12 protein-coding genes are annotated in these 11,334 nt (G+C 46.3%); 10 read left to right on the top strand and 2 right to left on the bottom strand.

Annotated features, from left to right (window positions below; translation table 11 throughout):
* Positions 1-121 precede the first annotated feature (121 nt).
* A complete protein-coding gene (locus tag Q0668_RS00730) occupies positions 122-1,066 on the bottom strand; it encodes a sugar nucleotide-binding protein (RefSeq protein ID WP_298858936.1) in 945 nt (314 codons plus the stop codon).
* A gap of 614 nt (positions 1,067-1,680) precedes the next feature.
* Between Q0668_RS00730 and Q0668_RS00725 the strand changes: the two genes are divergently transcribed.
* From Q0668_RS00725 to Q0668_RS00680, 10 genes are all read left to right on the top strand, one after another.
* Entirely contained in the window at positions 1,681-2,691 is a 1,011-nt protein-coding gene (locus Q0668_RS00725; RefSeq protein WP_298858934.1) for a hypothetical protein, read from the top strand.
* Positions 2,692-2,774: 83 nt separating this feature from the next.
* Entirely contained in the window at positions 2,775-3,074 is a 300-nt protein-coding gene (locus Q0668_RS00720; RefSeq protein WP_298858932.1) for a hypothetical protein, read from the top strand.
* 299 nt (positions 3,075-3,373) lie between these two features.
* On the top strand, positions 3,374-3,964 hold the full coding sequence (gene def, locus Q0668_RS00715) for a peptide deformylase (RefSeq protein ID WP_298858930.1): 591 nt from the start codon (positions 3,374-3,376) through the stop codon (positions 3,962-3,964).
* 138 nt (positions 3,965-4,102) lie between these two features.
* A complete protein-coding gene (gene fmt, locus Q0668_RS00710) occupies positions 4,103-5,083 on the top strand; it encodes a methionyl-tRNA formyltransferase (protein ID WP_298858925.1) in 981 nt (326 codons plus the stop codon).
* A gap of 140 nt (positions 5,084-5,223) precedes the next feature.
* The gene (locus tag Q0668_RS00705; RefSeq protein WP_298858924.1) at positions 5,224-5,553 is read left to right on the top strand and encodes a hypothetical protein; all 330 of its coding nucleotides are present in this window, start codon (positions 5,224-5,226) and stop codon (positions 5,551-5,553) included.
* A gap of 102 nt (positions 5,554-5,655) precedes the next feature.
* On the top strand, positions 5,656-6,486 hold the full coding sequence (locus Q0668_RS00700; RefSeq protein ID WP_298858922.1) for a DUF1570 domain-containing protein: 831 nt from the start codon (positions 5,656-5,658) through the stop codon (positions 6,484-6,486).
* Positions 6,487-6,638: 152 nt separating this feature from the next.
* Positions 6,639-7,502 (top strand): UbiA-like polyprenyltransferase, encoded by an 864-nt coding sequence (locus Q0668_RS00695; protein WP_298858920.1) that lies wholly within the window; start codon positions 6,639-6,641, stop codon positions 7,500-7,502.
* 110 nt (positions 7,503-7,612) lie between these two features.
* Entirely contained in the window at positions 7,613-8,758 is a 1,146-nt protein-coding gene (mqnE, locus tag Q0668_RS00690) for an aminofutalosine synthase MqnE (protein ID WP_298858918.1), read from the top strand.
* Between the two features lie 126 nt (positions 8,759-8,884).
* Positions 8,885-9,298 carry a VOC family protein gene (locus tag Q0668_RS00685; RefSeq protein ID WP_298858916.1) on the top strand — a complete coding sequence of 138 codons (414 nt, stop codon included), beginning with the start codon at positions 8,885-8,887 and terminating at the stop codon, positions 9,296-9,298.
* A 295-nt stretch (positions 9,299-9,593) separates the two neighbouring features.
* Positions 9,594-9,782, top strand: coding sequence for a hypothetical protein (locus Q0668_RS00680; protein WP_298858914.1), 189 nt, complete (start codon positions 9,594-9,596; stop codon positions 9,780-9,782).
* Between the two features lie 39 nt (positions 9,783-9,821).
* Here Q0668_RS00680 and Q0668_RS00675 read toward each other — a convergent pair.
* Positions 9,822-11,334 (bottom strand): hypothetical protein (locus tag Q0668_RS00675; protein ID WP_298858912.1); only part of this gene is annotated, 1,513 nt, incomplete at its 5' end.

Genomic DNA, 11,334 nt, shown 5'->3' with positions numbered 1-11,334 from the left:
TTGCCTGAGAACATTGCCTGAGAACATTGCCTGAGAACATTGCCTGAGAACATTGGAAGTAAAAAAACAAACCCCTTGTGCTTACACGCAAGGGGTTTGTTTTTTTGTTTTTTCATCTGAATCAAGCAGCGATTTCCTGCTCGAATTGTCTTTCATGCTCGTTGTTCAGACGATTGAGAAAACCGTTCTGTTGTTGATCAAACAGTCTTTGCAATCCGTCATCCAACATAGGCATTGAAATGCTTAAAGCACGTCGAATTTTGCGGGTATGCAGAGATGATTCACCGTTAGCAAAACCTGAAGGGCATTCGTTTAATACCGTCGCACGAGGTAATTCAGGCATAGTCAGCCCAAAAACCTTTGATAACCGTTTTGTAAATTCCAGCGGATTAATGCGTTCTCCACCTGCTACATGAAAGATACCGGTCAGTCGTTCCTGGTAGGCATGTTCAATAATGGCAGCCAGATCCGTAGCTAACAATGGAGTGCCATGCCTGTAACAATCAAGTTTGGAAAACGAACTCTCTGCCAGAGCGTGTATCATCGTTTCCATGTCACCTTGACCGTAGGCAGTAGGCGTCCAACCGAAAACATTGGTGCGAATCGTTAATGTATTATCGCACAGGCTGACTTCACGTTCGACCGCACGAATGATTTCTGCCTGCGGACTGTCACACAATCCCTGACAATCTTCTTCATGGAACATCCAGGGGCCGGTAAAAATGGCATCGGATGAAATGTGTGTAAAGCGGGCCGAATGTAATTCAGCCGCGTTCACCCAGTTCCGAACCGCCAGTACGGGGTCTTTCGTGATGAATTTTGCTGGATCAACTGACCAGGCCGAGTTGGCAGCAACGCCACAGTAGACAACCCACTGCGGACGAACCAGTGACAGCCAATGCTCGGCTGTCTCAACATCATCTTCCAAATATTTATGCGTTTCACATCCCTGGATGGAAACTGGTGTCGCTGAAGTTAATCCGACAACCCGATATCGACTGGATAAGCAGGTCGCAATATTTGCTCCGGCAACCGTATCAAGTCCAATAACCAGAACTGTTTCCACGCCGCGCCTCCATGCTATGACGTTGTTGTTATATCAGTCAGTACATTGATTTGCTTCCATGATCATTCCATATTGAATGGTTTCTCGTTTCACAAATCATTCCCGCAAAGCAATCCCTTTGTTTTGCGAGGGGCGGATTATAGTTGGGTTTCCTGATTTTCTCCAACCCCAATTTGAAAGAGAAATTTGAGGCTCCGAATCGGCTTTGGAAATGCTTTCTTTTCTGATGATACCGAGCATAATTCTTTACCCCTCTCGAGAATCTTCCGGTTTCGCGGATTCCGAGCCAGATGCTATTTTCAGTGCGACTTAACAGAGACCGAATTGTTTTTTTATGAAAATCAGGGCAAAAACAGAAAAAAGACTAAAGGTTTTTGCTTTTCTTTTTCTTTCCTTTCATTCGTATTGACCTGATTTTAAAAAACGAATATCTTCCCGCCTCACATTCGTGATTCCTGCGCCTGAACTACAGGCATGTCACTCACCTCCCACGCTGATTTACACTTCATCTAATTGATTCATTTTTACCTTTCAAATTGAAACCTTGCTGATTCTTTTCTTTCGAAATGGAATCTGCAAAAACACTTTCATTTCCTATAGAGAATATTCAGACCATGTCCGTTTCGCGTCATTTGCCGGAATACCCGATCCTGTTAGCAGGTGTTGCAACACCTGTGGTGAAAGGATTGCGCGAACTGGGACTGCCTGTAACCGAACTACATGAAGACCTGGCCCAACTTTCCGGATACCAGCTTTCACGTTGGAATCTGCTACTGGTTGGGTCTCAAAAAACATTCAATGAGCAGGACTTGCAGAGACTCTCTCAGTGCAAGATTCCGATGATTGACTTGTCCGAATTTACCAGTGACTCTGCCAGCGCTCGAATGAAAAATGAACTGGGAACCAAATCAGTTACTGGCTGTGAGAAATTCACATCTTCATTTGTGACTCAACTCAAAAAACGATTGCATCAAACCGGAGGTGCCTGGATACGAGTGGGAGATTATCCTTATCCGTATCAGGGTGTCATCTGTTACGGCGAAACTGCTTTAGGAAAAGATTTCCGAGAGTTCTCTAATGTCATGAGCCCATTGCCCATTCCTCTGGAATTGCTGCATTTGAAATCGGAATCAGACTGGCATGGAAAACAGGACAAAGAGACACAACGTAAACTTCGCGTGGAACTGATCAGCAGGTACCGTCAAGGATTGCCTGTTTCTTTGCCTTCGGTTCCCTCGCGAGAAGAACTCGATCAGTTATTTCAAAACATCAACCTGGATCGAAAGCAGATTCCGCTGGTCTGGGTCACATCTTTAGAAACATTTTTCCGGTGGTGGAATTTACGGCGTCAGCTGGCTGTGAGTATCAGCCGTACTTCTACGGGTTGGGAAACTATTATTTCAGGAAGCTTTGACGGTTTCTGGCCTGGTCTTCAAATCTGGAAAGGCCAGCATTCTGCCACGGTTTCATTACTTCAGGGTGTAAACGAAATCAGAGACGAGTCGATTGCCTTTGTTTCGAATCAGGAACGACACCCTGGAGGATTTACTGCACACTGGTCTGGAATCAACTCCAGTCTGTTCCCTGCTGGATTTAAGAACATTGCCGCTTCGGCTGCATCATAAATTGACTAGCTATTCCACATTTCGATTGATTATCGGTGATAAGATTTTTTATCGCCTCTTTGTTGTAGAAAAGGATTTTACTCATGAAACGTTTTGGATTTACTATGCTGGGTCTTGCGTTAATTGCTTTGACGACAGGCTGCCAATGCGGACGTTCTGGCAGATGTGGTGGTGGCTGTAATTATGGTCCCGCAATCGCACCATTCGGAGGTGGTGGATGTTCCTCTGGCAATTGTGGCTCTGGTATTGGTGCTCCGACTTATGCACCACAGGGAGCTTACAACAGCTATGATACTTATCAATCAACTGCTAGTGCACCTGTGATTCAGGGTACAGTTCCTACAACAGCTTATGCACCACTTGATCCACTTCCCATGTATTGAGCCAGATCTCAGGAAGTAATTACCTGTCATCTTGAAACTCGGCCTGATTCAGGCCGACGGACGGGATTAGCTGTTTCCAGCAATCCCGCTCGGAATCAAGGACAGGTAGCCTGAAATAAAAAAACTGCAACAATGCCCTTGTTAGCGGACCTGTGGATTGTATCTACTGATGCGCCCTGATATACAGGTAATGAAGTCATCTGTTGTTTCCCCTGCGCGAATTGGTCCGCGGGGCAGGTGAATTTTTAATTTTTTGAGAACTTCATCTGAGTATTATACCCTGCTGGGTATCTGTGATTATGGCCGTTTTACAAATTGTAAATTATCCTCATCCGGCACTCCGCTGGAAATCGAAACCAATCAAAAGTATCTCACCCGAATTAGTTGATACGGTGAGAACCATGTTTGATCTGATGTACGAAGCGCGTGGAATTGGTCTGGCTGCTAACCAGGTGGGCCTCCCTTATCGTCTGTTTGTGATTAATCTGACCGCGGATCCAAATGAAGCCGAAGAAGAATTTGTATTCATTAATCCGGAAATCACAAAACGCAAAGGAACCACCGAAGGCGAAGAAGGCTGCTTGAGTCTTCCCCAGCTCTACGGCGATGTTAAACGATCCGAAGAGATAACATTGGAAGCCTACGATCTGGATGGTCAACTATTTGAAATCACTCTCGACGATCTTGCAGCCCGCGCCGTTCAACACGAACATGATCATCTGGAAGGGATCATGTTTCCTGATCGCATGGTGGAAGACAAGCGCATCGAACTCGACGCGCAAATTGCTGATTTTGAAGTACAATTTCGAAATCAACAGCAGCGGGGGGAATACCCATCCGACGAAGAAATTCGCGAAGAATTATCGCAACTGGAACGTAATCTGGGTTAAAGTACGTTAAGCGTTGGTAATCTGGCGATTGTTGGAATTCCGTTGAAATTCCCAACGATGACAGCAGGGGTCTCCTGAGAAAACCCGTTTTTCACGTTTCAAATTAATTTTTCTTATCCATTTTGAGGAGTTATTACTGTGCCATTAAAAGTTGTGATGATGGGAACGGGAACGTTCGCCATTCCCGCATTTCAGGCGCTGATTAACTCTGAACATCAGGTATTGGGTTTGTATACTCAGCCCGATCGCACAGGTCGCGGCCATCATCGACACAAAAACCCAATGAAAGAGCTGGCACTCGAACATAGCATTCCCGTTTTTCAACCCGCAAAAATTAATACACCTGAAGCGCTTGAAGAACTGGCAAATTTAGATGCCGACGTCCTGCTGGTGGCCGCCTATGGCCAGATTCTCTCACAAAAACTGTTGGACACTCCTAAACAGGGCGCTTTCAATCTGCATGCTTCATTATTGCCCTGTTATCGCGGCGCGGCACCCATTTTATTTGCGATTCGTAATGGTGAAACCAAAACCGGGGTCTCTCTGTTTCGAATCGAGCGTTCCCTGGATTCTGGTCCGGTAGCGGGAATGGTAGAAACCCAGATCGGCGCCAAAGAAACCACGGGCGAGCTTCAGGACCGACTCGCAGTACTCGCGGCTCCTCTGGCAATGCAGGCCCTTAATGAAATCGAACGGGGTACTCTGGTGGAAATTCCACAAAATCATGCAGAAGCAACTTTTGCTCCCACTTTAGATAAACAGGAAGGGGCTATCGACTGGAATCAAAGTTCCTTTCAAATTGAATGTCATGTCAGAGCCATGCAACCCTGGCCCAGCCCCTTCTCATTTCTTCATCAATCAGACCAGGACCCCTTAAGATTACTGATTCTAGATGTGGAAACACCCCCATCTGAGGAATTCGACACATTGAATATTGATCAGGAGCATCTGAATGCCTCACCCGGAACCATAATTTTTTCCAACACGAAAAAGGTGATCATTCGGACCGGAGATGGGGTTCTGGAGTTGAAACAGGTTCAGCCACAGGGGAAACGGGCAATGCAGATCAGTGAGTTTTTGTGTGGTAGAAAAATCCATCCGGGCGACAACTTTCAATGAACCAGCACCAATGTGGCCAAATGAACACACCTCAGTGTTTTGTCAGGCAGTTCACTCTTGCCGCATTTCCCAGTTTGTGAGATGATCCCGCGCTTGAACTGAGACGAAACAAAATTAATAATCACAAGGAAGTGAGTTAAATGCGTCGAATCCTAGCGGCTCTGATCTTCATGTTGATTGGAGCAGGAGGCATGTATGCCGCGTTCGAATTTCATGTTATTCAATCCAAGGAAGGCTGGCTCTTCATCCCCAAATCTGAAGCCGGGCTCCACGACACCTATTCTGATATCAGAAAATGGCAGGCTTCCGCCTGGAAAAACCATCCCAAATTAGCAAAGTCTCTGATTGATAACGGGAAAGGAAATCTGATTATTCAATCAGCATCGAATGGATTTTTCGACGGTTTATTTCAGACTCCGGAAAAAAAACGTTCTGCGGAAAAAAAGGAGAGTTCAATCAAACGACTTTGAATTCGATCACTCCCGTTTGAAAATCACTAACGCTCAACGAGATAATACCCACCTATCGTGAAATCACCATCAATCACCAGTCCCGACGATAAGGCTTCAGGCATGATGTCTCAGCCAGTTCTCAAAGCGATCCGCTTGAGTACCTGTCTATTGTTGTACCTGCTGATGATAACCGGCTGTCATAGTGCCGCCAAAAATCAATCGGTTCAATTGCCGGCCCGCCATAGCGTCAGTGCAGAGCAACTCATCGTGCTCAGTGATTTCAAGCTGGGACAGGATCATGAACTGTTTCAGGATTTGATAAAGCTCCGTGAAGATGTCGCTGAGACTTTGAACATTCCGCTTAACAGCGAACAGGTAACCGTGTATCTCTTTACCAACGAACTGGAATACCGCAACTATCTGGATACCACCTACCCTGGCTTACCTCCTCGACGTGCCTATTTTGTAGGAACTCCCAAAGAATTAGCCGTATATACTTTTTGGGGCGAACGTATTCAGGAAGATCTGCGTCACGAGTTTACCCATGGATTATTACACGCCAGTTTGAAAACGGTCCCGTTATGGCTCGATGAAGGGCTGGCAGAATACTTCGAAGTTGCCGGCAATACACCCGGACAAATCAATCGCGATCATGCAGCGCGACTTACGACGGCACTCAACAATGGTTGGAAGCCCGACATGAAACGTCTGGAACAACTCGAAAAAGTCTCGCAAATGCAACGTGTTGATTACCAGGAAGCCTGGGCGTGGGTTCATTTCATGTTAAACGGCACACCTGAAACAAGAGACTCTCTGCTGGACTATCTGGCAGAACTCAAAACCAACGAAGAACCTGAAGCATTGAGTGCGCGACTGCCACGGGATATCCCAAGTGTTGATCAACGATTTGTCAGTTATGTAGCGTCGCTGAATACGTTTCCATCAAGGTAAATCAGCCGAGGTGTATTTCCCATGATGCAATTCCAATTTCATCTGCCTCTGACTTGGGTGCCGTCTCCTGATCGGCTAAGATGAGACCGTCGGGTGTTTCTCCTTAATCATGCCGACTGACGTCATCTTATTAAGATATTGGATTCGTTTCGATGCTGGCTCGACTGCGACTGTTGCTGGAACTAATTCGCTTCAGTCATACCATATTCGCCCTCCCGTTTGCTTTATTGTCAGCAGTGTTAGCCTGGCGTGACCAGCCTTTTCGCTGGCAAGATCTGGCTGGCATCCTACTGTGCATGTTGTTTGCGCGCTCGGCGGCGATGGCGTTTAACAGGCTTGTTGACCGTGACATTGATGCTCAAAACCCGCGTACACAAACTCGTCATCTCCCCGCAGGGCTGATCAGCGTGCGCGCCGTGTTCCTCTTCACACTTCTAACTTCACTGGCATTTATTGCTTCGACGCTTCTGTTTCTTCCCAATCGCTGGCCGCTGTATCTTTCGGTTCCAGTTCTGTTGTTTCTGCTGGGTTATTCCTACGCCAAACGCTTTACTATCTGGTGTCATTACTGGCTCTCTGCCGCCCTGATGCTCTCTCCCTTGGCAGCATGGATTGCTATCCGGGGTAGTCTTTCAATAGAGCCATTCCTGCTGGGGCTGGTTGTCTTCTTCTGGGTCGGTGGTTTTGACATCATTTATGCGTGTCAGGATGTGCATTTTGATCAAGAAAAGCGGCTCTCCAGTATTCCCTCACGCTGGGGAATTAAAAAAGCACTCCGGTTTGCGATGTTGAGTCACTTCATGACCTTGGTCTGTCTATTCAGTTTATGGTATGTGGCAGGTTTAGGAATTCCGTTTCTGATCGGTATTCTCGCAGTCTCCTGCCTTTTGATCTACGAACATCTGCTGGTGAACCCCGAAAACCTGAATCGTGTCAATCTGGCATTTTTTCATGTGAATGCCGTGATCAGTATTGGATTGTTCTTTCTGGGATTGATCGACGTCTGGCTCGCATAAGCGGGGCTGAATCGTAATAATAAGCTGTGTCTCGCATTGTGCGCTCTTCAAGACCGCAATATCCGAATTAGAAAACATCCATCCGCTAAAAAGAATCAACCCTCGGTCCGATGAATCTGAATAAAAACGAACAGGAACTGCTGGATTCCATAACTGGCAAAGTTGAAGCCGGAGAGCGAATCAGTTTCGACGAAGGAATTTTTCTAGATGAGAAAGTCGATATTCTAACGTTAGGTGATCTGGCCAATCAGATTCGCGAACGTAAGAACGGTAACTTCGCATTTTACAATACCAACATTCATCTGAATCCAACGAACGTCTGCGTCTACCACTGCAAGTTTTGTGCATTCCGAGCCGACCTGAAATCACCGCGGGGTTACACTTTCACTGACGATATGATACGGGAACGCGTTCACGAAGCACGGTCTACCGGCGCGACGGAAATTCATGTTGTGGGTGGGCTGCATCATCAGAAAAAGTTTGACTGGTATTTGAATGTGATCCGTGTGATTCATGAAGAATATCCCGAACTGCATATCAAAGCCTGGACTCCGGTGGAAATCAACTGGTTCAGCTTCATGACCAAAAAGTCAAACATCTGGGTCCTGGAGCAGATGATGGAAGCGGGTCTTTCCAGTATGCCCGGTGGTGGGGCTGAAATTTTTCACCCCGAAGTGCGCGAACAAATTTGCGAACACAAGGCAGACGGCAAGAACTGGATCGACATTCACCGTGATGCACACCGTCTTGGTTTGAGAAGTAATGCGACGATGCTGTACGGCCATTATGAACAAGCCAGACACCGAGTCGACCATCTCTGTCAACTGAGAGACTTACAGGACGAAACTGGAGGCTTTCAAACATTCATCCCATTGGCATTCCACCCGGAAAATACAGGCATGTCAGAAATTCGTAAAGCATCGGGATTGATGGACCTCAAAGTGATTGCTCTTTCGCGCATCATGCTAGACAACTTTGACCATATCAAAGCCTATTGGATTATGCTCGGCGAGAAAACGGCACAAACCGCATTAAGTTTCGGAGCAGACGATCTGGATGGAACCGTCGTCCATGAATTAATTTATCATGATGCTGGTGCCCAAACTCCCGAAGGCTTAACCGTCGATCAACTCCACCGACTGATTGAGGAAGCAGGCCGCATTCCCGTTGAACGCGATACACTTTACCGTCATGTTGTGAGAGAGGGCGCTGCATGGAGAGTGGGAGAACCTATTTTGACTTCTGCTGTTTCCTGAGACATACAGTGCATTTTCAACAAAAACAAAATATTCCATTTTCAAATCGCTACGACTGATGTCGTTCCGGAATCTCTACATTGAACCAAATTTCGAACAATGTTATTTCAGGAGCAACTGGTACCCATGAATGATTCTGCCATTTCTGATCATCTGCAAGTGCAGTCTTTTGATCATATTACTCTTGTGGTGAAAGACCTCGAAGCATCTCGCCAGTTTTATGTTGATTTTTTGGGAATGGATCACGTCCCGCGACCAGCGTTTTCGTTTGAAGGGCACTGGTTTCAGATTGGGAATCAGCAAATCCATTTGATTCTTGAGCATGATGAGTCGGGCAGGGCAGGGAAAACCGATCCCAACCAAAATACGCGAACACATCACTTTGCGTTTCAGGTCAACGATGCAAAACAGGCCTATGAAACGGCGGTTAGCCAGGGAATTCCCATTGTTTCGCCTCCCAAATCTCGCCCCGATGGCGCAACACAAACATTCGTGAATGACCCGGATGGTCATATTATTGAACTTTGCTCGGTCACTTGAGTGACAATTGCCCATTAGAATATCATTATTTTAACGATTTTTCGGGTGTTCTATCTGAAAGATGTCCACAAGAAATTCTAAACGATCATCAGGGACAAAATCGACTGGAAATTCCACCAATCGTTACGGTATACTTGAAGCCACGGCTTGTTGCTCGTCTTTTCAAGTCCTGCTTCAAAGAAAAAAAGAGCGGCAGTCTGGCAACTTCCAGCGAGAGTTACAACACAATTTGAGTTTGCACTGACATCCAGAAATTATACAGCTTCAGAAAGAGTAGAGAGGGACAGAGATTGCAATGACGGATGCACCCAAAAAAATGATCATTGGCTCAATGGCCGTTTCCGGAATCGTGGTGGCACTTGCTCTGGTCGACATGATTGCTGGCATACCTTTTCGTGGTAGTACCATGATGGATATCATGTTTCTCATCTCTGCCAGTCTGGTTCTGTTTCTCTGCTGGGATGCCTGGCAGGACCTGAGATAGCTCTGCAATCAGTTCAGACCTCAATGTGGAAATCCAGCTTCAATCCCGCGGATCGAATTCACCGGATTGATCCTCCGCTGTGATATCCAGGTCAAGAGCTTCAACGGAGTTTTCTTCGGACGTTTTGTCTATTCTTTGATCGGGCGATTCTGCGTTGGAGAAAATCGCTGCCTCATCCACGACACCTTCAATGCCCGTTAAATCTGTCATTTGCTGTAGTAAATCGCGAATGATCTGTTCGGCTTGTACTTTTTCCTGAAGCCAAAGTTCCCGTTTCTGGTCCCAGACTGCATCATGAATCGCCAATTTTTCTGCTTCAAAGCGTAACTGTTCGCTTCGCAACCTTAATTGTTCATCACGCTCGGACACCCACTCCGAAAGGTCCTGGCGTTCCTGGCGGAACTCATCTCTGTGTCGATGAAATAATTCTTGTGAGTGATCAAGTTCCTGTCTTTCAACCGACAAAGCTTCACGTAATTGTCGGTAATGAGCGGCAAGTGCCTCACGGGCTTTTTCCAATCGTGAACGAGCAGCCTCTTCACCTTCCACCTGAGTTAATTGCGCCCAGCCTTCTTCCAGCGCCAGTCGCATTTCCAGAGTCCCCCGATGTGTTTCTTCCACTTCAGACCGCAGGGTATCCAGTCTCTCGCGACGGCGTTCCAGATTTTCCGCGTGTAAAGACAGCATATCCTGTTGACGTCGCAGTTCCGCCTTTTGGGCGTCGCGTTCTTTTTGCCAGATTTCATACTCATCTGACATGTGCTGCTTCTGATTCAATTCGTAACGCTCTACCGAACGACGCAGTTCAGTATGTAAAGCCCGTTCTTTGCTGAGGGACGCTTCACGCTGTTGTAATAAATCACGAAATCGATCAAGTTGTTTCATTCTTAATATATGAATGCGCTCGTTCTGTTCGTGCTGCTGTTGCTGGATTTGCTGTTGTCTTTGGAAATCATGCTGATCCTCTTCAATTTGATTCCGCAAACGTAGTAGATGATTTTCCTGAAATTTGATCCGGTTCTCGATTAATGTTCGTTTCTGATCGAATTCTTCTTCGCGGGAACCATATTCACGCTCAAGATCTTCGCGTTGAATTTTCAGCTGATGTTCGATTTCTTCCGAACGAATCACAAAATCCCGTTTCTGTGATTCCAGACGTTCTGTCTCCAACTGCCGTTGAGACTCCCATTCTGCCTGCTGTGTTTTCAACTCCAACTCGAATTTTTCTTTTTGTGATGCAAGTTGTTCTTCAACTTTTTTGATAGTCGTTTCTTGAAATTCACGTTCTTTTTTCAGTTGATTCAGTTCTGTCTGCTTTTTCCCCTGCCACTCTTCCTGATCGCGACTCAATTCGCTGCGTTGTACCGTCAGTGATGCAAGCACCTCTTGTTGAATTCGATTGCGTTCATTGTCCAGATCCAGCCGTTGATTCTCTAACGCTTCCTGTTGTTGCGCAAACTCGACCAGAATTTCATCCCGCATTGCATCACGTTCCTGATCCAGTGCTGCCTGGGATTCAAAAACTTTTTCCTGCTCATGCTGTACTGTTTTT

The sequence above is a fragment of the uncultured Gimesia sp. genome, from assembly GCF_937910335.1.
Taxonomy (GTDB): Bacteria; Planctomycetota; Planctomycetia; order Planctomycetales; family Planctomycetaceae; genus Gimesia.
This window is presented reverse-complemented; position numbering and strand designations above follow the sequence as displayed.

Excerpts from the sequence above, each read along its gene's own strand:
- Q0668_RS00695 (WP_298858920.1), top strand. The coding sequence starts at position 6,639 with ATGCTGGCTCGACTGCGACTGTTGCTGGAACTAATTCGCTTCAGTCAT.
- Q0668_RS00725 (WP_298858934.1), top strand. The coding sequence starts at position 1,681 with ATGTCCGTTTCGCGTCATTTGCCGGAATACCCGATCCTGTTAGCAGGT.
- def (WP_298858930.1), top strand. The coding sequence starts at position 3,374 with ATGGCCGTTTTACAAATTGTAAATTATCCTCATCCGGCACTCCGCTGG.
- Q0668_RS00680 (WP_298858914.1), top strand. The coding sequence starts at position 9,594 with ATGACGGATGCACCCAAAAAAATGATCATTGGCTCAATGGCCGTTTCC.
- Q0668_RS00685 (WP_298858916.1), top strand. The coding sequence starts at position 8,885 with ATGAATGATTCTGCCATTTCTGATCATCTGCAAGTGCAGTCTTTTGAT.
- Q0668_RS00720 (WP_298858932.1), top strand. The coding sequence starts at position 2,775 with ATGAAACGTTTTGGATTTACTATGCTGGGTCTTGCGTTAATTGCTTTG.
- mqnE (WP_298858918.1), top strand. The coding sequence starts at position 7,613 with ATGAATCTGAATAAAAACGAACAGGAACTGCTGGATTCCATAACTGGC.
- Q0668_RS00700 (WP_298858922.1), top strand. The coding sequence starts at position 5,656 with ATGATGTCTCAGCCAGTTCTCAAAGCGATCCGCTTGAGTACCTGTCTA.
- Q0668_RS00705 (WP_298858924.1), top strand. The coding sequence starts at position 5,224 with ATGCGTCGAATCCTAGCGGCTCTGATCTTCATGTTGATTGGAGCAGGA.